Source organism: Mycolicibacterium bacteremicum (assembly GCF_002086115.1).
Taxonomy (GTDB): domain Bacteria; phylum Actinomycetota; class Actinomycetes; order Mycobacteriales; family Mycobacteriaceae; genus Mycobacterium; species Mycobacterium bacteremicum.
Genome location: NZ_MVHJ01000027.1, coordinates 21,096 through 44,324, shown reverse-complemented (window position 1 = coordinate 44,324; position 23,229 = coordinate 21,096). Strand labels below are relative to the sequence as shown.

At 68.4% G+C, this 23,229-nt stretch carries 24 protein-coding genes, 1 tRNA gene and 1 pseudogene; 16 read left to right on the top strand and 10 right to left on the bottom strand.

Going from position 1 to position 23,229, the window contains the following annotated elements; translation table 11 throughout:
- The 4 genes from BST17_RS23025 to BST17_RS23010 are packed head-to-tail and all read left to right on the top strand — an operon-like array spanning nucleotide 1 to nucleotide 3,099.
- A complete protein-coding gene (locus tag BST17_RS23025; RefSeq protein WP_083061222.1) occupies nucleotides 1-1,107 on the top strand; it encodes an ABC transporter ATP-binding protein in 1,107 nt (368 codons plus the stop codon).
- Nucleotides 1,108-1,755 carry an ABC transporter permease gene (locus BST17_RS23020; protein ID WP_083061221.1) on the top strand — a complete coding sequence of 216 codons (648 nt, stop codon included), beginning with the start codon at nucleotides 1,108-1,110 and terminating at the stop codon, nucleotides 1,753-1,755.
- Nucleotides 1,752-2,510, top strand: coding sequence for an ABC transporter permease (locus tag BST17_RS23015; protein WP_083061220.1), 759 nt, complete (start codon nucleotides 1,752-1,754; stop codon nucleotides 2,508-2,510). Before BST17_RS23020 ends, BST17_RS23015 begins: the two co-directional genes overlap by 4 nt.
- Before the next feature lie 4 nt (nucleotides 2,511-2,514).
- Nucleotides 2,515-3,099, top strand: coding sequence for a putative glycolipid-binding domain-containing protein (locus tag BST17_RS23010; protein WP_083061219.1), 585 nt, complete (start codon nucleotides 2,515-2,517; stop codon nucleotides 3,097-3,099).
- On the opposite strand, the gene BST17_RS23005 is transcribed toward BST17_RS23010, so the two are convergent.
- The gene (locus tag BST17_RS23005; RefSeq protein WP_083061253.1) at nucleotides 3,062-4,006 is read right to left on the bottom strand and encodes a prephenate dehydrogenase; all 945 of its coding nucleotides are present in this window, start codon (nucleotides 4,004-4,006) and stop codon (nucleotides 3,062-3,064) included. The genes BST17_RS23010 and BST17_RS23005 overlap by 38 nt on opposite strands.
- A 93-nt stretch (nucleotides 4,007-4,099) precedes the next feature.
- Here BST17_RS23005 and BST17_RS23000 point away from each other — a divergent pair, with 93 nt between their 5' ends.
- The 3 genes from BST17_RS23000 to BST17_RS22990 all read left to right on the top strand — a co-directional run bounded on the left by BST17_RS23000 (nucleotide 4,100) and on the right by BST17_RS22990 (nucleotide 5,199).
- Nucleotides 4,100-4,618: a tRNA adenosine deaminase-associated protein gene (locus BST17_RS23000; RefSeq protein ID WP_083061218.1), complete on the top strand. Its 519-nt coding sequence runs from the start codon at nucleotides 4,100-4,102 to the stop codon at nucleotides 4,616-4,618.
- Nucleotides 4,615-5,067 (top strand): nucleoside deaminase, encoded by a 453-nt coding sequence (locus BST17_RS22995; RefSeq protein ID WP_083061217.1) that lies wholly within the window; start codon nucleotides 4,615-4,617, stop codon nucleotides 5,065-5,067. The genes BST17_RS23000 and BST17_RS22995 overlap by 4 nt, the downstream gene beginning before the upstream one ends.
- A 41-nt stretch (nucleotides 5,068-5,108) precedes the next feature.
- Nucleotides 5,109-5,199, top strand: a tRNA-Ser gene (locus BST17_RS22990).
- A gap of 57 nt (nucleotides 5,200-5,256) precedes the next feature.
- On the opposite strand, the gene BST17_RS22985 is transcribed toward BST17_RS22990, so the two are convergent.
- The gene (locus BST17_RS22985; protein ID WP_083061216.1) at nucleotides 5,257-6,927 is read right to left on the bottom strand and encodes a hypothetical protein; all 1,671 of its coding nucleotides are present in this window, start codon (nucleotides 6,925-6,927) and stop codon (nucleotides 5,257-5,259) included.
- A gap of 113 nt (nucleotides 6,928-7,040) precedes the next feature.
- On the opposite strand from BST17_RS22985, the gene BST17_RS22980 reads away from it, so the two are divergent.
- Together BST17_RS22980 and BST17_RS29385 are read left to right on the top strand one after the other, a co-directional pair.
- Complete coding sequence (locus tag BST17_RS22980) at nucleotides 7,041-8,204, top strand: zinc-binding dehydrogenase (RefSeq protein WP_083061215.1); 1,164 nt, start codon at nucleotides 7,041-7,043, stop codon at nucleotides 8,202-8,204.
- A gap of 58 nt (nucleotides 8,205-8,262) precedes the next feature.
- Nucleotides 8,263-8,430, top strand: coding sequence for a hypothetical protein (locus BST17_RS29385; protein WP_165762334.1), 168 nt, complete (start codon nucleotides 8,263-8,265; stop codon nucleotides 8,428-8,430).
- Here the strand turns inward: BST17_RS29385 and BST17_RS22975 are convergent.
- Nucleotides 8,394-9,725 carry a PE-PPE domain-containing protein gene (locus BST17_RS22975; RefSeq protein ID WP_083061214.1) on the bottom strand — a complete coding sequence of 444 codons (1,332 nt, stop codon included), beginning with the start codon at nucleotides 9,723-9,725 and terminating at the stop codon, nucleotides 8,394-8,396. The genes BST17_RS29385 and BST17_RS22975 overlap by 37 nt on opposite strands.
- 113 nt (nucleotides 9,726-9,838) lie before the next feature.
- Between BST17_RS22975 and BST17_RS22970 the strand changes: the two genes are divergently transcribed.
- Complete coding sequence (locus BST17_RS22970; RefSeq protein ID WP_109750258.1) at nucleotides 9,839-10,177, top strand: DUF732 domain-containing protein; 339 nt, start codon at nucleotides 9,839-9,841, stop codon at nucleotides 10,175-10,177.
- 61 nt (nucleotides 10,178-10,238) lie between these two features.
- On the opposite strand, the gene BST17_RS22965 is transcribed toward BST17_RS22970, so the two are convergent.
- Together BST17_RS22965 and BST17_RS22960 are read right to left on the bottom strand one after the other, a co-directional pair.
- Nucleotides 10,239-10,751, bottom strand: a complete 513-nt coding sequence (locus BST17_RS22965; protein ID WP_083061212.1) for a lipoprotein LpqH — start codon at nucleotides 10,749-10,751, stop codon at nucleotides 10,239-10,241.
- Between the two features lie 118 nt (nucleotides 10,752-10,869).
- Nucleotides 10,870-11,316, bottom strand: a complete 447-nt coding sequence (locus BST17_RS22960) for a lipoprotein LpqH (RefSeq protein WP_083061211.1) — start codon at nucleotides 11,314-11,316, stop codon at nucleotides 10,870-10,872.
- 59 nt (nucleotides 11,317-11,375) lie between these two features.
- On the opposite strand from BST17_RS22960, the gene tgt reads away from it, so the two are divergent.
- The 6 genes from tgt to BST17_RS22930 all read left to right on the top strand — a co-directional run bounded on the left by tgt (nucleotide 11,376) and on the right by BST17_RS22930 (nucleotide 18,643).
- A complete protein-coding gene (gene tgt / locus BST17_RS22955; protein WP_083061210.1) occupies nucleotides 11,376-12,614 on the top strand; it encodes a tRNA guanosine(34) transglycosylase Tgt in 1,239 nt (412 codons plus the stop codon).
- A gap of 19 nt (nucleotides 12,615-12,633) precedes the next feature.
- Nucleotides 12,634-13,884 (top strand): cytochrome P450, encoded by a 1,251-nt coding sequence (locus BST17_RS22950; RefSeq protein ID WP_083061252.1) that lies wholly within the window; start codon nucleotides 12,634-12,636, stop codon nucleotides 13,882-13,884.
- 79 nt (nucleotides 13,885-13,963) lie between these two features.
- Nucleotides 13,964-15,169, top strand: coding sequence for a saccharopine dehydrogenase family protein (locus tag BST17_RS22945; RefSeq protein ID WP_083061209.1), 1,206 nt, complete (start codon nucleotides 13,964-13,966; stop codon nucleotides 15,167-15,169).
- Nucleotides 15,170-15,364: 195 nt separating this feature from the next.
- Entirely contained in the window at nucleotides 15,365-16,693 is a 1,329-nt protein-coding gene (locus BST17_RS22940; protein ID WP_083061208.1) for an acetyl-CoA hydrolase/transferase family protein, read from the top strand.
- 43 nt (nucleotides 16,694-16,736) lie between these two features.
- A complete protein-coding gene (gene hpnE, locus BST17_RS22935) occupies nucleotides 16,737-18,086 on the top strand; it encodes a hydroxysqualene dehydroxylase HpnE (protein WP_083061207.1) in 1,350 nt (449 codons plus the stop codon).
- Nucleotides 18,083-18,643: a TetR/AcrR family transcriptional regulator gene (locus tag BST17_RS22930; protein WP_083061206.1), complete on the top strand. Its 561-nt coding sequence runs from the start codon at nucleotides 18,083-18,085 to the stop codon at nucleotides 18,641-18,643. Before hpnE ends, BST17_RS22930 begins: the two co-directional genes overlap by 4 nt.
- On the opposite strand, the gene BST17_RS22925 is transcribed toward BST17_RS22930, so the two are convergent.
- From BST17_RS22925 to BST17_RS22910, 5 genes and pseudogenes are all read right to left on the bottom strand, one after another.
- Nucleotides 18,618-19,400, bottom strand: coding sequence for an amino acid ABC transporter ATP-binding protein (locus BST17_RS22925; protein WP_083061205.1), 783 nt, complete (start codon nucleotides 19,398-19,400; stop codon nucleotides 18,618-18,620). The two genes, BST17_RS22930 and BST17_RS22925, sit on opposite strands and share 26 nt — an antisense overlap.
- On the bottom strand, nucleotides 19,397-20,851 hold the full coding sequence (locus BST17_RS22920) for an ABC transporter permease subunit (protein WP_407937764.1): 1,455 nt from the start codon (nucleotides 20,849-20,851) through the stop codon (nucleotides 19,397-19,399). Before BST17_RS22920 ends, BST17_RS22925 begins: the two co-directional genes overlap by 4 nt.
- A gap of 447 nt (nucleotides 20,852-21,298) precedes the next feature.
- A pseudogene (locus tag BST17_RS29990) lies at nucleotides 21,299-21,484 on the bottom strand (transporter substrate-binding domain-containing protein); the annotation flags it as partial.
- A gap of 164 nt (nucleotides 21,485-21,648) precedes the next feature.
- The gene (gene gluQRS, locus BST17_RS22915; RefSeq protein ID WP_083061204.1) at nucleotides 21,649-22,515 is read right to left on the bottom strand and encodes a tRNA glutamyl-Q(34) synthetase GluQRS; all 867 of its coding nucleotides are present in this window, start codon (nucleotides 22,513-22,515) and stop codon (nucleotides 21,649-21,651) included.
- On the bottom strand, nucleotides 22,512-23,153 hold the full coding sequence (locus BST17_RS22910; RefSeq protein ID WP_083061203.1) for an MBL fold metallo-hydrolase: 642 nt from the start codon (nucleotides 23,151-23,153) through the stop codon (nucleotides 22,512-22,514). The genes gluQRS and BST17_RS22910 overlap by 4 nt, the downstream gene beginning before the upstream one ends.
- Nucleotides 23,154-23,229 lie beyond the last annotated feature (76 nt).

Genomic DNA, 23,229 nt, shown 5'->3' with positions numbered 1-23,229 from the left:
ATGATCAACTTCACCTCGGTCACCAAGACCTACGCCGACGGCACCGTCGCGGTCGATGACCTGACCCTCGACATCCCGGAGGGCACCCTGGCAGCCTTCGTCGGGCCGTCGGGCTGCGGCAAGACGACGTCGATGCGGATGATCAACCGGATGATCGACCCCACCTCGGGCACCCTCACGGTGAACGGCGCCGACGTCACCAAGGTCGACCCGGTCAAGCTGCGGTTGGGCATCGGTTACGTCATCCAGAGCGCCGGGCTGATGCCGCATCAGCGGGTGGTCGACAATGTCGCCACCGTGCCGGTGCTCAAGGGCCAGTCCCGCCGCGAGGCCCGCAAGGCCGCGCTCGGGGTGCTCGAACGCGTCGGCTTGGATCCCAAACTGGCGCAACGCTATCCGGCGCAGCTCTCGGGTGGCCAGCAGCAGCGCGTCGGGGTGGCCCGTGCGTTGGCCGCGGACCCGCCGATCCTGCTGATGGACGAACCGTTCAGCGCGGTGGACCCGGTGGTGCGTGAGGAGCTGCAGACCGAGATCCTGCGGCTGCAGAACGAACTGCGCAAAACCATCGTCTTCGTCACCCACGACATCGACGAGGCGCTGAAGCTGGGCGACAGGGTGGCGGTGTTCGGCCGCGGCGGCGTCCTGCAGCAGTTCGACCCGCCGCAGCGGCTGTTGTCCAATCCGGCAAACGATTTCGTGGCCGGCTTCGTCGGCGCCGACCGCGGCTACCGCGGGCTGCAGTTCGTGCCGAACACCGGGCTGCCACTGCACGACATCCGGCACGTCGGGGAGGAAGGCATCGACGCCCTGGACCTCGCGCCCGGCCAGTGGGTGCTGGTCACCAAGCCCGGCGGTGCGCCGTATGCCTGGATCAACGCCGAGGGGGTGGCGCTGCACCGCGGTGGGAGCTCGCTGTACGACAGCACCATCGCGGGCGGGTCGCTGTTCCGTCCGGACGGCACACTGCGGCTGGCCCTGGACGCTGCGCTGTCCTCCCCGGCCGGGCTGGGCGTCGCGGTCGACGAGAACGAGCAGGTGCTCGGCGGGGTCCGCGCCGCGGATGTGTTGGCCGCCATCGATGACGAACGCACGCAGCGGACCGGGTAGATGCAGTATCTGCTCACCCACCTCGACGATGCGTGGACGCTGACGCTGATCCACCTGCGGCTGTCCCTGGTGCCCATCGTGCTCGGCCTGCTGATCGCGGTGCCACTGGGTGCGCTGGTCCAGCGCACCACCGTGCTGCGCCGGGTCAGCACCGTGACGGCCAGCATCATCTTCACCATCCCGTCGCTGGCGCTGTTCGTGGTGCTCCCGCTGATCATCCCGACCCGCATCCTCGACGAGGCCAACGTCATCGTCGCGCTCACGCTCTACACCACCGCACTGCTGGTGCGCGCGGTGCCCGAGGCCCTGGATGCCGTCCCGCCCGCGGTGCGGGACGCCGCCACCGCCATCGGCTACCGGCCGTTCACCAGGGTCGTCAAAGTCGAGCTCCCGCTGTCCATCCCGATCCTGGTGGCCAGCCTGCGGGTGGTCGCGGTGACCAACATCTCGATGGTGTCGGTGGGCTCGGTGATCGGCATCGGTGGGCTGGGCACCTGGTTCACCGAGGGCTACCAGGCCAACAAGAGTGGCCAGATCATCGCGGGCATCATCGCCATCTTCGTGGTGGCCGTGGTGGTCGACACCCTGATCCTGTTGGTGGGCAAGGCCATCACCCCGTGGACCCGAGCCAAGGCAGGTGCCCGATGAACTTCCTGTCCGAGGCGCTGACCTTCATCTTCACCGGCGAGAACTGGTCCGGCCCGGCCGGGCTGGGCATCCGGATCGTCGAGCACCTTCAGTACACGGCCATCGCGGTGCTGTTCTCGGCGCTCATCGCCGTGCCGATCGGACTGCTCATCGGGCACACCGGCCGGGGCACCTTCCTGGTGGTGACGGGCGTGAACGCCCTGCGCGCACTGCCCACCCTGGGTGTGCTGCTGCTCGGCGTGCTGCTGTGGGGCCTGGGGCTGGTCCCGCCGACGGTGGCGCTGATGCTGCTGGGCATCCCACCGCTGCTGGCCGGCACCTACTCCGGGATCGCCGCCGTCGAACCCTCGGTGGTCGATGCCGCCCGTGCGATGGGGATGACCGAGCGGCAGGTGCTGTTCCGGGTCGAGGTGCCCAACGCACTTCCGCTCATCCTGGGTGGCCTGCGCACCGCCACCCTGCAGATCGTGGCGACCGCCACCGTCGCCGCCTACGCCAGCCTCGGCGGGCTGGGGCGCTACCTCATCGACGGCATCAAGGTCCGCGAGTTCTATCTGGCCCTCGTCGGCGCGCTCATGGTGACCCTGCTGGCATTGATCCTGGATGCACTGCTGGCCTCGGCGGTGTGGCTGTCGGCGCCCGGCACCGACCGGCTCGGCGGCAAGCGCGACCTGCCGCAGCCGCTGCTCGATGACGAGGTGGCCCTCGAATCCCCCAACGCGGCTACGCAGCCGGGGGGCCGTCGCATACGGTAGGAGGGTGACTGAACCAGCTGAGGAGTGGCCGGCAATCTTGACCTGGCGTGCACACGATGTGCCGCGGATGGAGTCGGTACGGGTTCAGCTTTCCGGTAAGCGGATCAAGGCCTACGGACGCATCGTGTCGGCGGCCACCCCGACCGATGCCGCCTTCAGCGCCTCCTACGACCTGGTGACCGACGAGGTCGGTGCCACCAAGCGGCTGTCGCTGACGATGACCCTCGCCGAGCGGGAGCGCCAGCTGTCCATCGCGCGTGACGAGGAGGGCATGTGGCTGGTCCGCGATCACCAGAACCAGACCAGCCGGGCCGCCTTCGACGGGGCCCTGGACGTCGACGTGGTGTTCAGCCCGTTCTTCAACGCGCTGCCGATCCGGCGTAACGAACTGCACCACGGCGGCCCCGACACGTTGACCCTGCCGGTGGTCTACGTGCGGTTACCGGACCTGACCGTCGAGCTGGAGAACATCACCTACACCCGCGAGGCGGCGGGGTTCGGCCTGAAGTCCCCGGTCGCCGAGACCACCGTGACCGTCGACGATGCCGGATTCATCCTCGACTACCCAGGACTGGCAGCGCGGATCTGATCACCCCGCCGGCCCGGCCGGCGGCGGCCAGTTCTTCGCGCCACTGCGGGGCGCCGACGGTGACGTGCAGGATGTCGGGGCGTCGAAAGCTGTCGTAGCGGACGCGCGCCGCGTGCCCGGCCTCGACAAGGTCGGCCACCGAGGTGTGGGTGGCCAGATGCGTGCGCGCCTCGGTGAGCAGTTCGATGGCCCGGTCCAGACCGGTCACCAGATGATCGGCGTTGGCCTCGCACATGGCGCGCACCAGATCCGGGGCCGTCGCCGCGACCCGGGTGCCGTCGCGGAACGAGCCGGCGGCCAGCGCGAATGCCAGCGGGACGTCGGCGGCCGTGACCGCCAGGGCCTCGGCCAGCAGGTGGGGCAGATGCGAGATGGCGGCCGCGGCGGCGTCGTGTTCGTCGGACCGGGCGGGCACCACCACCGAGCCACAGTCCAGGGCCAGGTTCTGCACCAGGGTGAAGACCTCGGCGTCGACGTCATCATCGACACTGATGACCCACGGGGCGCCGACGAACAGTGTCGCGTCCCCGGCCGACCACCCCGAATGCGCGGTGCCGGTCATCGGATGGCCCCCGACGAAGCGCGGCCGCAGGCCGAACTTCTGGACCTCGCGCAGCACCGCGCCCTTCACGCTGACCACATCGGTCAACGGGCAGTTCGGCGCGATCGCGCGGATGTGGTCGAGCATGGTGGCCAGTGCGGGCATCGGCACCGCCAGCACGATCAGGGCGCCGGTGTCGGCGGCGCGGGTCAGGGCCTCGTCGAGGCCGGTGGTGGCGTCGAATCCATCGGCCGATGCGGCCTCGACACCGTCGACCGAGCGGTTGTAGCCGAACACGGTGCGGCCCGCCGCGGTGGCGGCCCGCAGCAGAGAACCGCCTATCAGTCCCAGGCCCAGCACGCACACCGGTGTGTCGGTCACCGGTCAAGGTTGGCACATGGCTGTGACCACCGGTCTTTGGGTAGTCACAGCCCCTGCGTGCGACTAGCGTTAGCGGCCATGGGAGCACAGCGTGCTACGGCGCAGCAGACTGCCGACCTGCCCGGCGGGTTCGGCGTCGCGGTCGTCCGCGAGGACGGCAAGTGGCGCTGTAGCGCGTTGCGCCGGGCGGCGTTGAACAGCCTCGCCGCGGCCGAGACCGAACTGCGTGAACTGCGCAGCGCGGGCGCGGTGTTCGGTCTGCTCGACGTCGACGAGGAGTTCCTGATCATCCTGCGGCCCGCCCCGGCCGGCACCCGGTTGCTGCTCTCGGATGCCACCGCCGCCCTGGACTACGACATCGCCGCCGAGGTGCTCGACAAGCTGGACGCCGATATCGACGACGAGGATCTCGAGGACACCGATCCGTTCGAGGAGGGCGACCTGGGTCTGCTTTCCGATATCGGCCTGCCCGAGGGCGTGCTGGGTGTGATCATCGCCGACGACGAGTCCGAGATCGAGGAGCAGATCACCGCGATCGCCGAGCGGTTGGGCTTCGACAGCGAGCTGTCCGCGGTGCTCGACAAACTCGGTCGGTGAGCTCGGACACCGAGCTGATCCGACGGGCGCTGGATGCCGCCCGGCTGGCCGGTCCCGACGATGTGCCCATCGGCGCGGTGGTGTTCGGCCCCGACGGCACCGAGCTGGCCCGCGCCGCCAACGCGCGTGAGGCGCTGGGGGACCCGACCGCGCACGCGGAGATCCTCGCCATCCGCGCGGCGACCGGCGTACTGGGTGATGGCTGGCGGTTGGCGGACTGCACGCTGGCGGTCACCGTCGAACCGTGCACCATGTGTGCCGGCGCGCTGGTGATGGCCCGGATCGGGCGGTTGGTGTTCGGGGCCTGGGAGCCCAAGACCGGGGCGGTCGGATCGCTTTGGGATGTGGTGCGGGACCGGCGGCTGACGCACCGCCCGCAGGTGCGCGGTGGCGTGCTCGCCGCCGAATGCGCGGCCCCGCTGGAGGAGTTCTTCGCCCGGCATCGCTAGACGATTAGGGCGCACGGCCCGCGGCCGGTAAGCTTCCCGCCGGTGGCGTGTCCGAGCGGCCTAAGGAGCACGCCTCGAAAGCGTGTGACGGGTAACCCCCGTCCGAGGGTTCAAATCCCTCCGCCACCGCCACAAACCGCCCGCCTGCGTGCCAGGTACGGGCGGTTTCTGGGTTCTGGGCGCGTCAGCTCATACGGCCAGCGTGACCATCCGCACGGCCGGGACCGACCCGACCACCACACCGGTGGCGGTCCCGTTCGGCGTCGGGATGGCGATGGTGGACCCCGGCACCAGCTCGTCACCGTTGTCGGTGTCGCCGGCGAACCAGTCGTTGAACCATTCGGTGGTCAGCTGCTTCACCGCCTGCTGATTCTGCGGCTTCGGGAAGCCCGCGATCAGATAGGCGCCGAACTGGATCAGCGGGTTGCCGCCGCGCATCGAGTCCATGTGCACACCCCCGGCGAGCACCACGCCGTTGAAGCGGCCCGGCCGCGCCGCGTTCAGCGCCTGCTTCACATTGCTGATCGAGTTGAACGCATTGCTCGGCGCGCCGATCTCACGCACCGGGATGTAGCGGCCCGTCGCATCCTGGTAGGCCTGCAGCTTGGCCAGCGCCGTCGACATCACCGAGCCCGTCGGCACCCCGTCGAGCGTGATCACGCCGACCAGGTTGTCGGCGGCCCCGTTGTCGACGAGGTAGCCGGCCACGGCCGCCACCAACTGACCACCCGCGGAATGGCCGGCCAGCCCGAACTTCTCGGGCAGCACCCCGTCGAAGCCGGCCGCGCGGGCGCTGTCGTTCAGTGCGGTCCGGTCACCGGCGAACAGGTCGGCAATGTTGCTCCACATGCCTGCGCCGTTGAGCCAGGCGTCGTCGCGGGCGAAGAAGTTCGACGACAGCGTCGGGGTCACCACGATGCTGTTGGTGCTCACCGCCAGATCGGCCGCGGTGTGGCTGTACATCGGGCCGAGCGCGAAGAAGCCGTGCTGCAGCAGGATCAACCGGTCCGGCGGATCGGCACCCTCCGCGACGTCGGGGAAGTACCAGTTCGCCTGCACCCGTTGGCCGTTGGCCAGCAGGATATTCGAGGTGCGGACCGTCACGGGGCTGCTCGCCGGCACCGCGGGCGGGCCGGTCACCAGCGCCTCCAGCGCCTGGATGGTGTTGATCACCAGCGAGCCGATGCCCCTGACCACCGAGTCGGCCAGGCCCTGCAGCCAGCGCGCCAGGTTCGGGATGCGGGGTGCGGAGGCCTGCTCGACGGCGGGCTGCTGGACCGCGACGGCCATCGACACCGCGGGTGGCCCGGCCACCCGCGCCGTGGTGGCCGCCCGGTCGGCGGTGGTTCTCGCGGCGATCACCAGCGGAGCGGACACCGCCGGTTCGGCGCTGGTCTCGATGATCTGCGGTGTGCCCACCGCGGTGGCGGGTTCGGATTCGGCCGCGGGTTCGGTGTCCTCGGTGTCCTCGGTGTCCTCGGTGGCCTTGAGGCCGGATGCCCCGGGGCGCTTCTTCTTGCCGGGGACGGCGGGTTCGGCGTCGGGAGCTTCGGCCGACGGGGTGTCGGGGGTGAGCTGCCCGTCCGGCTCCGGGTCGGGCTCGGCGTCGGACTCCGGTTCGGCCGCGGGTTCCTGCCCGGTCCCGGTCTCGGTCTCGGTGTCCGGGTTCGGCGGGGTGGCGGTGCCGGCTTCGGACGTTGTCGGGTCCGGCTTGGTGGCGGAGGCGGGTCCCGACGACGCGCCGGAGTCCGAACCGCCGGTCGCGTCGTCGGCCACCGCGACGCCCGCGCCGGCCAGCACCGCCGCCGATACGCCGGCCGACAACAGCCCGGCACTGACCCACACCGAAAGGCGTTCCATGAAATCCCCTGATCCCGAGTTTGCAAACCGATTCGAATATTGACACCCACGACAGAGCGGCGGGGTGCTTTCGCCCTACAGCCATACTCGGGTACTGACGAAGGGAAATACCGATGAAGGCTGTCAGTTGTGTGTCCGGCGAACTGTCGGTGATCGACCTGCCCGCGCCCCGTCCGGCGGCCGGCCAACTCCTGCTCGACGTGCGGCGCTGCGGGATCTGTGGCTCTGACCTGCATGCCAAGGATCACGCCGACGAACTCACCGATGTCATGGCGGCCGTCGGCTACGACGATTTCATGCGCGGGGACACCCCGGTGGTGCTCGGCCACGAGTTCAGTGGCGAAGTCGCCGAGCGCGGCCGCGGAGTGGCCAAAGAGTTCAAAACCGGCACGACCGTCGTGTCGTTCCCGCTGCTGCGCGCCAGCGGCGGCGTGCACCTGACCGGTCTGTCCCCGTTGGCCCCCGGCGGGTACGCCGAACAGGTGCTGGCCGAGGCGTCGATGACGTTCGTCGTGCCCAACGGACTCGACATCGACACCGCCGCGCTCACCGAACCGATGGCCGTCGCCCTGCACGCGGTGCGCCGCAGTGAGATCGGCCGGCGCGACACCGCGGTCGTCGTCGGATGCGGACCGGTGGGCCTGGCGGTCATCTGCCACCTCAAGGCCAAGGGGGTGGGCACCATCATCGCCAGCGACTTCTCCCCGGGCCGCCGCGCCCTGGCCGCCCGATGTGGTGCGCACGTGGTCGTCGACCCGGCCGTCGACTCGCCGTACGAGCGGTTCGACCGGCAGAAGGGCGTCATCACCGCCGCCCCGCAGCTCTACGAACTCGGGGTCGGATCGATGGAGAAGCTGCGCAAGCTGCCCGGCTGGTCGCATCTGTACCGGGTTGCCGAGTCGCTGGGGGCGGCCGGGCCGAAGCGTCCGGTGATCTTCGAATGCGTCGGCGTGCCCGGCATGATCGACGGTGTGCTGGCGGCGGCGCCGGTGCAGTCGCGGGTGGTGGTGGTCGGGGTCTGCATGGGCGAGGACCGGTTCCGGCCGACGCTGGCCATCGGCAAGGAGATCGACCTGCGTTTCGTCTTCGGGTACACGCCGCTGGAGTTCCGCGACACCCTGTACCTGCTGGCCGAGGGCAAGGTCGACGCCTCGGCGTTGGTCACCGGGACGGTTGGACTCGACGGTGTCGACGCCGCCTTCCGGGCGCTCAGTGACCCGGAGGCGCATGCCAAGGTGCTCATCGACCCACGTAGCTCCGCCGTCGAACCCGGTTAGCCCGAATATCGAAAGGTGTTCACCCGCGGTTTGTTTCGCCGACTCGAGGGTTGGCCGCGTGCTGTGCCACAGTGGGATCACCATGCGCAGCAACGTCAAGAAACCCGCGGGATGGCGTGACCCGTTGTCGATGTCCTTCGAGATGCACCGCCGGGTTCTGCTGGCCCGGCTGCGGCGCCGCCAGCGTCGTCAGGCGGCCTCGGCGCCGGCGTCGCGGTCGTCCTGACCCGAGTCCGAGCTGGTGGCCGCATCCTTCTTCGGGCCCCGCCCGACGGACCTGTCGGGGGCCACGGCGGTGCGGACGCGGTAGGGGCTGCGGACCGTGGGGACGGTGCGCGGGGTCTTCTTGACGGTGACCCCGGCGTCGGCGACCTCCTCGGGCTCTTCGACCGCCTCGGTCTTGTCGATCTCGGTCTCGGTCTGGTCGGCCTCGGGTTCCGCTGTGCCCGTTGTTGCTTCGGGTTCGGTCGCGGTGGGAACGCTGCGCAGGCCGGTGGCGGGTTCGGGCGCCGGCTCGGGTGTACGCGGACCGTGCACCAGATTGTGCAGGCCCTCTTCGATGGCGCCGGGCACCGCGCGCAACGCCTCGGCGATCTTGTGCGGCGGGGTGAACAACGAGAACGGGGTGTTCTTCTCGGGGTTGAGGTTCAGCCGGTCGGTGTAGCCCATGTCGACGATCACCCGCAGCAGCGGTTCGATGGCACCGAGCAGCCGTTCGGCCACCGGCGAGATGCCCAGGTGGTAGGCGATGTCGCGCAGCGGGCCGAGCAGCGGCAGCCGGGTCGCCGGCACCAGGATGTAGGTCTCGGTGCCGCCGGTGTCGGGGTCGGTCACCGACTTGACCAGGTTGGCCGGGTCGGCCGGGTCGATGGCGTCGTACCACTTGTCGACGTGGGCGTACTCATGGCCGAGCACGGCGTTGAGAATCGACACCGGGTTGAAATAGGCGGGGAAGTCGCCCCACAGGTCGTACTCGTTGACGATGTAGGTGGTGTCGTACTGGGTGGGCTGCCCGGGTCCCATCGGAGACACGACGTTCGGGATGGCGATGCCGGGGAACCGCGCGAAGATGCCGCCGTTGGGCACGAACGGCGTCGCGATCTGTAGGAAGCTCAACTCCGATGGCGACGGCGGGTTCGGCGAACCTGCGACATCCCGCTTGAGCTGCTCGACCAACAGCGCGCCCAGCGAATATCCGGCAACCAGGACCGTCCCGGAGGTGGTCACCAACTCCTGGTGCAGCACCGGCATCCCGATGCGCACGCTGCGGTCCAGGTTCAGCGATGCCGGGTATTCGGTGCCGATATAGCTGTAGCCGGACGGCACCACGGTGCTCTGCAGCTTTGCCGGGAGTCGCTCGGAGAGTGGGTCCTTGCTGCCGCCGACACCGATCACGGTGTTGACCAGACCGACCAGCGGTCGCAGTCCGGTCGCGCCGAGCGCATGCCCGCAGATCAGCGCGATGGACACGGCCATCGCAAACAATGCCGTGCCGAGTCGTCTCAGCTGTGTTCCCGCCATCTTCTCCCCCTCGCCGACTGGACGGTACCGCGGTATTGCCGACGGGAGAGGGGATTTGCCACGTTCGCATCGGGCGGGGATTAGAGTCAGCCCCCATGACGGTCTTTCGGGGAATGGTCGCGGTCGGACTGGTTGCCGCCGGGCTCGGCGGGGTGGGTGCCGCGGCAGCGCCCTCGGCCGCGGCCGACACGGTGGCCTATCTGGTCAACGTGCACGTGCGGCCCGGATACAACTTCCCCAACGCCGAGGCCGCGATCGGCTACGGCAACACCATCTGCGACCGGGTCGCGGCCAAGATGCCCTACGCCGAGCTGGTCAACCAGCTCAAGGGGGATTTCCGCACCACCGACTACTACCAGGCCGGTTATCTGATCAACCAGGCGATCAACGAGCTGTGCCCCGCGCAGATCTGGCAGTTGCGCCAGTCGGGGGCCGGCTACACCGGCCGCTGAGGACGGCAAAAAGCAACGGCGGCGCCCCGAGCCGGGACGCCGCCGCGCGGTTGTGAGCCCGTCAGGGGCAGGTGACGACGATCTCGAACGGCTTGTTCACCGGGGTCATGGGGTTGGCCATGTCGACGCCGGTGGCGGTCCCGTTGATGGTGTAGGTCTTGCCGTCCACCGAGCCGCTGGCCTCGCCGCCGGCACCGGCCGTGAAGCCCAGCGTGACGCCGTTGACGTTGCCCAGGCCGACCGAGGTGACGGTCTTGCCGTCCTCGCTGACGACGGCCGCGATGCCGGTGGCGGCGTCACCGATGGCGATGTTCATGTTGCCGCCCATGGCCGCGCACACCACGGAACCCTCGACCGCCTGGTCCTGGCCGTCGATGGTGACCTTGGTGGTGCCCGAACCGGTGGCGGCGGTGGGAGATTCGGATGCGGCGGCGCTGGTGGTCTCCTCCGCCGACGTGGCTGCCGCACTCGTCTCCGAGGTGGCAGATGATGACTTGTTGTCCGAGGAACAACCGGACAGACCGGCGATGACGAGCGCTGCGCCCCCGACGGCTACTACGAACCCACGCTTCACCACAGTTCTCCTTCGTTTGTGCGACCGATCAAGATCGCCCGATGATCCAGGAGCAGTATGGTGCGCGAAACGGACATAGGAAACAGATTGAGTAAAAATCTTGGCAGGTTGCGCCAGGTCAGCAGGCGACCCGGACGGTGAACTTCCCGTCGGCGGTGAAGCTGGCCGCGTCGGTGCGGAACCCGGTCGCGGTACCGGTGATGACGAACGTGGGGCCGATCATGCTGACGTCGGCGTCCGGCTCGCCGAGTCCGGCGTTGTAGTTGCCGGTGAACCCGGCCAGGTCGCGGATGGCCACCGACTGGGCGGACAGTTCGTCGCCGCCGGACACCAGCGCAGCCACGCCGGACTTCGCGTCACCGGTGGTGATCTCGGTGGAGAACCCGCGCGACACGCACTGCACCTGCTCGGTGGTACCCGCGTCACGGCCGTCAATCGTGATGTGCGCGGTGCCGGCCGGTAGCCCGCCCTCGGGAACGGGCGCGGCGGCGTGTTCGGACGAGCACGCGGCGCACGCGGCCACCACGCCGAATGCCAAGGCCAGGGCCGGCCAGTTTTTCCTCATGGCAGTGAATCTAGCGGCGGCGCGGGGGCGGGCACACCGGCTTGGTTGAATGTTCTCCCGTGAGTGAGCAGTTCTTCGACGTGCAGGCCGAGTTGCCGGGACGACCCGGACGTGTCGGCACCATCCACACCCCGCACGGCGATATCCAGACCCCCGCCTTCATCGCGGTCGGCACCCAGGCCACCGTCAAGGCGGTGCTGCCCGAAACCATGAAAGAGATTGGTGCGCAAGCCGTTCTGGCCAACGCCTACCATCTGTACCTGCAGCCCGGCCCGGATGTCGTGGATGAGGCCGGTGGTCTGGGTGCCTTCATGAACTGGCCTGGCCCGACCTTCACCGACAGCGGTGGGTTCCAGGTGCTGTCGCTGGGCGTGGGGTTCAAGAAGGTGCTGTCCATGGACGCCACCCGGGTCCAGGCCGACGACATCATCGCCGAGGGCAAGGAACGGCTGGCCCACGTCGATGACGACGGGGTCACCTTCCGCTCGCACCTGGACGGGTCGACGCACCGGTTCACCCCTGAGGTCTCGATCGGTATCCAGCATCAGCTGGGCGCGGACATCATCTTCGCCTTCGACGAGCTGACCACCCTGGTCAACACCCGCAGCTATCAGGAACAGTCGGTGCAGCGCACCCACGAGTGGGCGGTGCGCTGTCTGGCCGAGCATCGCCGCCTCACCGAGGTGCGCCACGACAAGCCGTACCAGGCGCTGTTCGGGGTGGTGCAGGGCGCACAGTACGAGGACCTGCGCCGGCAGGCCACCCGCGGGCTGGTCGACATCCGCGATGCCGACGGTCGCGGTTTCGACGGCTACGGCATCGGCGGCGCGCTGGAGAAGCAGAATCTAGCCACCATCGTCGAGTGGGTGACCAGTGAGCTGCCTGCGGACAAGCCACGGCATCTGCTCGGCATCAGCGAACCCGACGATCTGTTCGCCGCGGTCGCGGCCGGCGCGGACACCTTCGATTGTGTGTCACCCTCGCGGGTCGCCCGCAATGCGGCGGTGTACTCGGTGAACGGTCGGTACAACATCACCGGCGCCCGTTACAAGCGGGACTTCACCCCGATCGACGCCGAGTGCGACTGTTACACCTGCGCGCATTACACCCGGGCCTATATCCACCACCTGTTCAAGGCCAAGGAGATGCTGGCCTCGACGCTGTGCACGATCCACAACGAGCGTTTCACCATCGCGCTGGTCGACCGGATCCGGGCGTCGATCCTGGCCGGCGAGTTCGACGAGCTGCGCGAGCATGTGCTGGGCCGCTACTACGGTGGCGACCTGCGCTCTTCCTAGACGTGTGCACAATGAGGCCATGACGACAGACGGGGCCGCCGACGCGTCGGGAGACCACTCTGATCCGCAGACGCTGTTGTTCGGAATGCTCGACCCGGCCATCCGCGCCGACCCTTATCCGCTGTTCGCCCGGATCCGGGAACACGGTCCGTTGGTGATGCCGGGGTCCAACATGGTCGTGCTGTCCTCCTTCGCCGACTGCGACGAGGTGCTGCGACATCCGGACTCCTGCAGTGACAGCACGAAATCATCGGTGGTGCAACGGCTTCTGGAAGCCGGAACGATGCCTCCGCGAGGAAACACACCGGGATTCCTGTTCCTGGACCCGCCCGACCACACCCGCCTGCGCCGGCTCGCCCAGCAGGCGTTCGCGCCGCGGGTGGTCCGGTCCCTGGAACCGGAGATCGAGTCGACGGTGGACCGGCTGCTCGACGGCATCGCCGAGGCCGGTTCGGCCGACCTGATCGCCGATCTGGCCTATCCGCTGCCCGTCGCCGTGATCTGCCGGATGCTCGGGGTGCCGGTCGAGGATGAGTCGACATTCAGTTGGGCCGCAGGGCTTGTCGCGCAGTCGCTGGATCCCATCATGTCGATCACCGGCGCGCCCGACCCGCAGGCGCAGGAGCGCATCGACGCCGGTGACTGGTTGCGCGGGTACCTGCGTGAGCTGGTCGAGGCCCGCCGGGCCGAACCGCGCGAGGATCTGATCTCGGCGCTGATCGCGGCCGAGGAGGACGGCGATCAACTGACCGCCGAGGAGATCGTCGCGACCTGCAACCTGCTGCTCATCGCCGGGCACGAGACGACGGTCAACCTGATCGCCAATGCCGCACAGGAGATGTTGCTGCACCCCGAACACTGGTCGGCGCTGGCCGCCGATCCGGACCTGGCGCCCGCAGTCGTGGAAGAAACGCTGCGCTTCGACCCGCCGGTGCAACTGGTGATGCGGATAGCCGGGGCGGATATGCGGGTGGGTGATCTGACCGTTCCCAAGGGCGACACCATGTTGTTGCTGCTGGCCGCGGCCCAGCGCGACCCGGTGATGTACGAGGCGCCCGACGAGTTCCGGCCCGACCGCGGGCCGACACGGCACCTGTCCTTCGGGCTGGGACCCCACTTCTGCCTCGGCGCACCGCTGGCCCGGTTGGAGGCCCGGGTGGCGCTGACCAAGCTGACCGCGCGCTTCCCGAACGCCAAGCTGGCGGCCGAACCGGTGTACAAACCGAACGTCACGCTTCGTGGGCTCGCTACGCTTTCAGTTGCCGTCTAGCCTTTGAACGATCAAATCGGTGTAAAACTGTGCGAAGAATCCACCATTTCGACAGTCACAGGCCCGTAGGGTGTGCGTCATGCGAATTCTCCTGGTGGGTGCCGGCGGCGTCGGCTCGGCCTTCTGTGCCATCGCGGCACGCCGTGATTTCTTCGAGCAGATCGTCGTCGCCGATTACGACCTGGCCCGTGCCGAGCGAGCGGTCGCCGGGGTCGGGGACACCCGGTTCAGCGCGGCCAGGGTGGACGCCACCTCCGCCGACGCGGTCGCCGAACTGGTCCGGGCACACGGCATCACCCACGTGATGAACGCCGTCGACCCGCGGTTCGTGATGCCGATCTTCGATGGTGCGCACACCGGCGGTGCCGACTACCTCGACATGGCGATGAGCCTGTCCGTGCGGCATCCCGACAAGCCCTACGAGCTGACCGGGGTGAAGCTGGGCGACGAGCAGTTCGAGGCCGAGCAGCAGTGGCGTGACGCCGGCCGGCTGGCTCTGGTCGGCATCGGGGTGGAGCCCGGTCTGTCCGACGTGTTCGCCCGCTATGCCGCCGATCACCTGTTCTCCGAGATCGACGAGCTGGGCACCCGCGACGGTTCCAACCTGACGGTGGACGGGTATGACTTCGCGCCGTCGTTCTCGATCTGGACCACGATCGAGGAATGCCTGAACCCGCCGGTCATCTGGGAGGCCGACAAGGGTTGGTTCGTCACCGAACCGTTCAGTGAGCCCGAGGTTTTCGACTTCCCGGACGGTATCGGACCGGTCGAGTGCGTCAACGTCGAGCACGAAGAGGTGCTGCTGATGCCGCGCTGGGTGGACTGCAAGCGGGCCACCTTCAAATACGGTCTCGGCGAGGAGTTCATCGACGTCCTCAAGACCCTGCACAAGCTCGGGCTGGACCGCACCGAGAAGGTGAGGGTCGGTGGGGTCGAGGTGTCCCCGCGCGATGTCGTCGCCGCCTGCCTGCCCAACCCCGCCGATCTGGGTCCGAAGATGAAGGGCAAGACCTGCGCCGGGCTGTGGGTGACCGGCACCGGCAAGGACGGTGCGCCGCGGTCGACCTACCTGTACCACGTGGTCGACAACGAATGGTCGATGTCCGAGTACGGCCACCAGTGTGTGGTCTGGCAGACGGCGGTCAATCCCGTTGTCGCGCTGGAGCTTTTGGCCAACGGGACGTGGAGCGGAACCGGCGTGCTGGGTCCAGAGGCGTTCGACGCGGTGCCGTTCCTGGAACTGCTGACCGCCTACGGCTCGCCCTGGGGTGTCAAGGAGCTCTGAGCCCGTCCCCCTGTTCCCGGCGAGCGTGCGTGTCTGCACCCCGACACGCCGCGCAGATCACCGAGTATGCGCACGCTCGCGAGGCCGGTGCCCGCGGTCTCTGCGGGGCGCGAGCGTGCGTGAACTCCTCTCCCGATGCGGCGTGTCGGGTGCAGACACGCACGCTCGCCGGGAAGGGAACGTAGCGTCGGGGGCATGCCAGAAGAGCTCACCGCCGAGCAGGCCGCCGCGCGGCTGAAGTCCACCGACACCCTGGGCATCCCGCTCGGACCCGGTCAACCGCCGACCTTCCTGCAGGCGCTGGGCGAGCGCGACGATTGGACCGACCTGCGGGTGTACGGCGCGCTGCTCGCGGTGCTGACCGAGCTGTTCTCCCGCGAGGGGGTGCACTACCTGTCCGGGTTCTTCGGCCCACTGGAACGTGCGCTGCGGGACAGTGGCGCCGGGGTGGAGTTCGCGCCGGCCGACTTCCGGCGCTTCGGCCCGCTGTTGCAACGCCAGTCGCCGCGGGTGATGACGACCGTCTGCGCACCGCCGGACTCCGACGGTTGGTGCTCGTTGTCGTTGCATGCCGGTGGCACCGTGGACGAATTACGCCGCGCCGGAGCCGATCCCGACCGGCTGCTGATCGTCGAGGCCTCGTCGCAGTTCCCGCGGACCTACGGCCTGGGCGAGAGTCGGCACGCACTGCACGTCGATGAGATCGACATCCTGATCAGCTCCGACGCTGAACCCCTCGCCCTGCCCGGCGGTGACGCCGAACCCACCGACGTGGACCGGGCGATCGCCGAGAACGCCGTCGCCTATATGCCGTCCGGGGTGACGCTGCAGACCGGTATCGGCACCATCCCCAACCAGATCGCAACCCTGCTCGCCGAGGGCGATGGGGACCAATATGGGCTGCACAGTGAGATGTTCACCGACGGCTGCATGAAGCTGCACCGGGCCGGCAAGATCGCCAACACCCGCAAGGGGCAGTACGACGGGGTGAGCGTGACGACGTTCGCCTTCGGGTCGCCGGAACTCTACGCCTGGCTCGACGACAACCGCGATATCGCGTTCCTGCCGGTCGAGATCGTGAACTCACCGGAGGTGATCGCGCAGAACAACCGGATGGTCACCATCAACGGTGCGCTGGCCATCGACATCCAGGGCCAGGTGGTCGCCGACACCATCAACGGCAGCCAGTTCAGCGGGATCGGCGGTGCCGAGGACTTCGTCGCCGGTGCCGGCCTGGAACTCTCGGACCGCTCGCTGATCTGCCTGCCCTCCACCTATGAGAAGGACGGCCGACTGCAGTCGCGGATCGTGCCGTGGTTCGGCGCGGGCGCGGTCATCACCACGCCCCGCCACCATGTCGACGTCATCGTCACCGAATACGGCACCGCGGAGTTGGAGGGCCTGACGGTGCGGGAGCGTGGTGAGGCGCTGGCGGCGATCGCGCACCCGGACTTCCGTGAGGACCTGCTGCGGGCCGCCGAACGCGCGGCGGGCGGACGCTCACCGGTGATCAGATTCGTCTGAGGCCCGCTTGCCTAACTAACAATATGTAAGTTAGCGTCCTGGCATGGCGGAGGACACCCGGCGCTTCGTGGTCATCGGTGGCGGACTGGCGGGACTGGCCGCGGCGGTGTGGCTCGCCGAAGCCGGTAGGAACGTCACCCTGTTGGAGCGGCGCGGCAGCCTCGGCGGTCGCGCCCACGCCATGCGCGCCGAGGCGGTCGACGATCTGCCCGACAACGGCCAGCACGTCATCGCCAGCGGCTACCAACACCTCTACCGCTATCTGAGCAGCGTCGGCACCCGGGAGCACATCGCGTTCCCGAAATCCTCGACGCTGCGCTGGCCCGACGGTCGCAAGGTCACCATGCACACCACCGGACTCGGCGCGGTCCGCACACTTTTCGGTGTGCACCCGGACGCGAGCTGGGCCGACCGACTGCGCGCGGCGCGGGCCACCGTGCTGCTCGGCTGGCAGGCGATCCGGCAGCCTGCCGATCTGGCCGATCTGTCCACCGAACAGTGGTTCGACCGCGTCGGCATGCCGGCCCCGGCCCGAGAAGCGTTGTGGGACTGGCTGGCTCTTGGCATCGCCGCCGAACCCGTCGCGCAGGAATCGGCGAAGGTCTTCGCAAACGTGCTCGGCACCGGAATCCGCCTCGCGGTGAAGCACCGCACTCCGGTCACCATCGGCTACCCGACCGTCGACCTGGACACCCTCTACATCCAGGGGGCGCTGCGGGTCTTCGAGGAGCGCGGTGTCGACGTCCGCTATCGCGCGGTCGCCCGCCGCATCCGCATCGAGAACGGCGCGGTGACCGGCGTCCTGCTGGCCGACGGATCCGAGGTCGAGGCCGACGCCGTCGTCTGCGCCGTCCCCAACTCCCACATCGGCGGACTGCTCGACGACCTCCCCGAGCACTCCGAGATCTATTCTGCAGCTGACAAACTCGGCTACACCCCGATCGTCAGCACCAACCTCTACCTGGACCGTCCGCTGGGTACCGAGTCCGCATTCGAGGGCTTGATCGGCGGTACCGGCGTCATCGACGAGGTGTTCGACCGGCAGATCATGCACGGCCGCAGCACCGAGAAGGCCTGGTTGTACTGCCTGACCACCAGTGGCGCCTACGAACAGATCCACAAGAGCAACGACGAGATCGTCGCCGAACAACTCGCGCTGTTGCGCCGCTACTACCCGGCCGCCGAGCAGGCGAACGTCATCGAAGCGCAGGTCGTCAAGATGCCGCGCGCGACGTTCTCCCAGGTGGTCGGGCTGGATGCGCTGCGGCCGCCGCAGCGCACCTCGGTGCCGTCGCTGGTGCTGGCCGGAGACTGGACCGCCACCGACTGGTCGGCCACCATGGAAAGTGCCGTGCAGAGCGCGGCCAAGGCCGTCGATCTGCTGCTGCGATGACGCGCCGCAGACTCAGCGGAGCGCAGCGCCGCGCGCAACTGCTGGACGTCGCCCGCGACATCGTCGCCGCCGACGGGTATCCCGCGCTGACCGTCGAGCGGGTCGCCGCGCAGTCGGGCGTCACCAGAGCGGTTGTCTATCAACAGTTCACCGACCTCAGCGGATTGACCGAGGCGATGCTGGACCGGGAGGCCGCGGTCGCGTTCGCCGGGATGGGTTCGGTCGAGTCGGCTTCCGGAATCGACGAACTGGGGCGCGGCATCCTGGCCTATCTGCACGCGGCACCGGCGAGTTGGCGCATCATCCTGCGGCCGCCCGACGGTGCCCCCGCCGGCGTGCGGCAGCGCATGGAGATCGGCCGGGCCTACGCCCGGCGGGTCGCGGGCCGGCACCTCGGTGCCGATCCCGATGCCACCGCCATCCGAATCCTGTTGGCCGCCATCGAGGAACTGGCCCGGCTGCATCTCGACGATCCGGTAGCGCATCCGGACGACGAGGTACTGGCCCACCTGCGCTCGCTGACGGCGTGGGCTACAGCGGGTTCAGGATCCGGTTGAGGAACTGGCGGGTGCGTTCCTCCTTCGGATCACCGATCACCGCTGCCGGCGGACCCTGCTCCAGGATGATGCCCTGGTCGGTGAACAACACCTGATCGGAAACCTGCTTGGCGAACTGGATCTCGTGGGTCACGATCACCAGCGTCCAGCCGTTGTCCGCCAGATCTTTGATCACCGCGAGCACCTCACCGACCAGTTCCGGGTCCAGCGCCGAGGTCGGCTCGTCGAACAGCACCACCTTCGGCTTGAGCGCCAGCGCCCGGGCGATCCCGACGCGCTGCTGCTGGCCACCGGAGAGCTGGAACGGGTATTGGTCGGCCTTGGCGGCCAGGCCGACCTGCTCCAACAGCGTGCGCGCCTCGGCGACGGCCTCCTCCTTCGGCCGCTTCTGCACGATCACCGGACCCTCGATCACGTTCTGCAGCACCGTCTTGTGCGGAAAAAGGTTGTGCCCCTGGAAGACGAAGCCGCTGCGCGACTGGAAGCGGCGCACCTCGGGTTTGGGAGTGGGGGTGGAGAAGTCGATCTCGACATCGTCGACACGGATCACCCCGGCGTCGGCCCGGTCGAGGGCGTTCAGTGTCCGCAACAGCGTGGTCTTACCCGAGCCGGAGGGTCCGATGATGGCGGTCGCCGTGCCGGTGGCCACCTTGAAGGACACCCCGCGCAGCACTTTGTTCTCGCCGAACGCCTTCTCGACATCGGTCGCCTCGATTGTGTATTCGACGCCTCCGGCGTCGGTCGTATGCTCGGTCATCGCGCCACATACCTTTCCAGTCGGTGCTCCACCCGGGCCTGGCCGAAGGACAGCACCAGGCAGATCACCCAGTAGTAGATTGCCGCCGTGCCGTAGAGCGCGAAGAACTCGAACGTCGGCGCCGCCACGATCTGGGCCTGCCGCAGCAGTTCGGTGACCAGGATGGTCGAGGCCAGCGATGTGTCCTTCACCAGTGATATCAAGGTGTTCGACAACGGGGGCACCGCAACGCGGGTGGCCTGGGGCAGGATGATCCGCCGCAGTGCACCCGTGTAGTTGTATCCGATGGTCTCGGCCGCCTCCCACTGTCCCTTCGGCACGCTCAGGATCGCCGAACGGATGATCTCGGCCGCATAACCGCCGACGTTGAGACTGAAGGCGATCACCGCTGCCGGGAAGGGGTCGATCTTCACCCCGAACTCGGGCAGCGCGTAGAACACGATGAACAACTGCACCAGCAGCGGTGTGCCGCGAATGATCGAGATGTAGAAGCGGGCGATGTTGCTCAGCACCACATTCGAGGACAATCGCGCCAGCGCCACGCCCAGCGCGAGCACCAGGCCGATCGCGAAGCTGATGATGGTCAGCGGGATCGTCATCGTCAACGCTGCCTTGGCCAGCGGCCACAGGTTGTCGGCGATCAATTCCCACGCCGAACGCGCCTGGGGTGCCGGTTGATCGGTGGCCTGCTGGGCAGGTTGCCCCTGGGGGCTGCCGGTCGCGTCGGCCTTCAGGTACTTCTGCGAGATCTCGGTGAGTGTGCCGTCGGCGCGCAGTTCGTCGAGCGCGCCGTTCAGTTCGGGCAGCAGTCCGCTGTTCTTGCGGGCAGCGAAGCCTTGATCGCTGGTTTCACCGGTCTGTGCGGCAATCTTCACCGAGGTGTCGCCGGTCTCGGCAAGGTAGGCGTAGACCGCCACGCTGTCGTTGACCGTGGCATCCACCCGGCCCTGGTTGAGCAGTGTGATGGCCTGCGCGAAACCTTCCACCGCCTGCACATCGGCCCCGGCATCGCGGGCCACCTGGGCCCAGTTGCTGGTGATCGACTGCGCGGTGGTCTTGCCTCGCAGGTCCTCCAGTGATGTGATCGAATCGTCGTCGGCCCGGGTGACGATCACTCCCTCGCCGACCGTGTACGGCTGGGACAGATCGTATTTGGCCTGTCGCTCGGGATTGATGGTGACCTGGTTGGCGACCACGTCGAACCGGTTGGCCTCCAGTGCGGCGAAGATCGAGTCCCACGGCGTCTCGACGAATTCCACCGGTACACCCAGCTTCTCACCGACCGCACGGGCGACGTCCACGTCATACCCGGTCAGCTGATTGGTCGCCGGATCGTGATAGCTGAACGGGGCGTAGGTGCCTTCGGTGCCGACGCGCAGCACGCCGGCCTCCCGGATGGGGGTGGACGCGGGCGAGCCGGTGGCGTCGGCCTTGAGGTAACGCTGGGAGATCTCGGCGAGGGTGCCGTCGACGCGCAGCTCGCTGAGCGCGCGGTCCAGCTCGGGCAGGTAGCCGCTGTCCTTGCGGGCGGCGAAGCCCTGCTCGCTCTTCTCCCCGACGGTGCCGGCGATCTTGACCGACTTGTCGCCGGTCTCGGCGAGGTAGGCGTAGACGGCGATGCTGTCGTTGATGACGACATCGACGCGCCCCTGATTGAGCAGGGTGATGGCCTGGGTGAAGCCCTCCACGGCCTCGACGTTCGCGCCGGCGTCGCGCGCGACCTGCGACCAGTTGCTGGTCGCGTTCTCGGCGGCCGTCTTGCCACGCACGTCGGCCAGGGTCTTGATGGTGTTGTCGTCGGCCCTGGTGACGATGACGCCTTCGCCGACGGTGTAGGGCTGAGACAGGTCGTATTTGGCCTGTCGCTCGGGATTGATGGTGACCTGGTTGGCGACGATGTCGAAGCGGTTGGCCTCCAGTGCGGCGAAGATCGAGTCCCACGGTGTCTCGACGAATTCGACCCGCACGTCCAGCTTTTCGCCGACGGCCTTCGCGACGTCGACGTCGTAACCGACGAGCTCACCGGTATTGGGATCGTGGTAGCTGAACGGTGAGTACACCCCCTCGGTGCCGACCCGCAGCACACCGGCCGCCTGGATGGGGTCCTTGCCCGCATCACCGGAGGAGCCGCAGGCCGCGACGCCGGCGATGACGAACGCGCCGAGAAGGAGGGCGAGCAGGACCCGCCGGAGGTTTCCGAACACGGCCGGACGGTAGCAATGACCGCCCGCCGGGGCCAGGGTTTCGCTCACACCGGGCGGTATACCCACGGTTGGCGCGGTAATGCCGCGGGATCGAATTCGGCCAGCATGCCCTCCAGCGTGCGTGCCCGGTATCCCAGCGAGTCCGCGATGAGGGCCAGCGCATGGTCGACACCGAGTTCGGCCAGCGTCACCGCACCGTCGCGTTTGGCCAGCCGCTTACCCTCGACGTTGAGCACCAACGGGACATGTGCATAGCTGACCGACGGATAGCCGAGCAACCGGGCCAGGTAGGCCTGCCGCGGTGACGAGGACAACAGGTCGTCACCGCGCACCACCTGATCGATGCCGCCTGCGGCATCGTCCACGACGACCGCCAGGTTGTAGGCCGTCACACCGTCACCGCGGCGCAGCACGAAATCGTCCACCACGCCGGTGAACTCGCCGTGCAGCAGATCGACCACGGTGAACGGGGCGTTGTCGCTGCGCAGCCGCAGCGCCGGCGGACGGTCGTGCTCCGGAGGGCGCACCCGGTCGCGGCAGGTGCCCGGGTACGCGCCCTCCGGTGCGTGCGGCGCCCGCGGCGCGGCCAGGATATCCTTTCTGCTGCAATAGCATTCGTATACCAGCCCGCGGTCGCGCAGATCGCCGATGACGGTGTCGTAGCGCGCGGTGTGCGCGGTCTGGAACTCGGGTGGATCGTCGGCATCGACGCCGATGGCGGCCAGGTCGGCGAGTTGGCGGGAGGCCACCTCGGTGAATGTGCGATCGTCGAGATCTTCCACCCGGATCAGGAAGCGACGACCGGTGGACCGGGCGAACAGCCACGCCAGCGCGGCGGTGCGCAGGTTGCCGATGTGCAGGTCGGCCGACGGGCTCGGCGCGAACCGGCCCGCGCCGGCAGGGCTGATCATGCCGGCAATTTAACCCCTGCCCGGGCCTGCTCCACACAAGCCGCCCACCGGGAACCCGGCACCTGCACCGCAGATTCGGCCGGGAAGGCGCTGGAGATCACCAGGTCGGGATGTTCGTGGCCGAGGACGTGCAGGCTGTCCCGCAGGGTCGCGGCGTCGCTGTACCCCGGCAGGTAACCGGCCGCCCAGTCGCCGTCCTCGCCGAGGAATATGGTGTCGCCGGTGAACAGGTAGCTCTGGCCGTTGGCCCCGGGCACCAGGTAGCAGGTGCTGCCCGGGGTGTGGCCGGGGGTCGGGATCACCTCGATGCCCGCGGCGTCGACATGACGGCCGGCCAGCGGGACATCAATGGTGGCGTACTTGCCGATATCGGCCTCTTCGATGGCAGGGGCGTGCAGCACGGCACCGAACCGCTCCTTGATGATGCCCAGTTGCGGGCCGGCCTCGTCGCGGTGGGACAGATACTGGTGGGCCACCCCGCCGAGAGCGGTGATCGCGTCGAAATCGGCGTCGGTCGCGGTGCTGTAGAACAGCACGTTCCCGTGCTGACCGCCGGTCCACAGGTAGGCGTGCGTGGTCAGGCCGGGGAACGGATTGTCGGGCCGGGTCTCCCACAGGTCGCTGCGGATCTGCCGCATGGTTCCTCCTCGATGTCGGATGCCTCCACCCTGCGACCTGAACCGTTGTTGAGGTCAAGAGGGCACTTCTCGCAAA

Coding starts and splice junctions, on each gene's coding strand:
- BST17_RS23025 (WP_083061222.1), top strand. CDS start 1: ATGATCAACTTCACCTCGGTCACCAAGACCTACGCCGACGGCACCGTC.
- BST17_RS23020 (WP_083061221.1), top strand. CDS start 1,108: ATGCAGTATCTGCTCACCCACCTCGACGATGCGTGGACGCTGACGCTG.
- BST17_RS23015 (WP_083061220.1), top strand. CDS start 1,752: ATGAACTTCCTGTCCGAGGCGCTGACCTTCATCTTCACCGGCGAGAAC.
- BST17_RS23000 (WP_083061218.1), top strand. CDS start 4,100: ATGGGAGCACAGCGTGCTACGGCGCAGCAGACTGCCGACCTGCCCGGC.
- BST17_RS22985 (WP_083061216.1), bottom strand. CDS start 6,927: ATGGAACGCCTTTCGGTGTGGGTCAGTGCCGGGCTGTTGTCGGCCGGC.
- BST17_RS22980 (WP_083061215.1), top strand. CDS start 7,041: ATGAAGGCTGTCAGTTGTGTGTCCGGCGAACTGTCGGTGATCGACCTG.
- BST17_RS22975 (WP_083061214.1), bottom strand. CDS start 9,725: ATGGCGGGAACACAGCTGAGACGACTCGGCACGGCATTGTTTGCGATG.
- BST17_RS22970 (WP_109750258.1), top strand. CDS start 9,839: ATGGTCGCGGTCGGACTGGTTGCCGCCGGGCTCGGCGGGGTGGGTGCC.
- BST17_RS22960 (WP_083061211.1), bottom strand. CDS start 11,316: ATGAGGAAAAACTGGCCGGCCCTGGCCTTGGCATTCGGCGTGGTGGCC.
- BST17_RS22950 (WP_083061252.1), top strand. CDS start 12,634: ATGACGACAGACGGGGCCGCCGACGCGTCGGGAGACCACTCTGATCCG.
- BST17_RS22945 (WP_083061209.1), top strand. CDS start 13,964: ATGCGAATTCTCCTGGTGGGTGCCGGCGGCGTCGGCTCGGCCTTCTGT.
- BST17_RS22940 (WP_083061208.1), top strand. CDS start 15,365: ATGCCAGAAGAGCTCACCGCCGAGCAGGCCGCCGCGCGGCTGAAGTCC.
- hpnE (WP_083061207.1), top strand. CDS start 16,737: ATGGCGGAGGACACCCGGCGCTTCGTGGTCATCGGTGGCGGACTGGCG.
- BST17_RS22930 (WP_083061206.1), top strand. CDS start 18,083: ATGACGCGCCGCAGACTCAGCGGAGCGCAGCGCCGCGCGCAACTGCTG.
- BST17_RS22925 (WP_083061205.1), bottom strand. CDS start 19,400: ATGACCGAGCATACGACCGACGCCGGAGGCGTCGAATACACAATCGAG.
- gluQRS (WP_083061204.1), bottom strand. CDS start 22,515: ATGATCAGCCCTGCCGGCGCGGGCCGGTTCGCGCCGAGCCCGTCGGCC.
- BST17_RS22910 (WP_083061203.1), bottom strand. CDS start 23,153: ATGCGGCAGATCCGCAGCGACCTGTGGGAGACCCGGCCCGACAATCCG.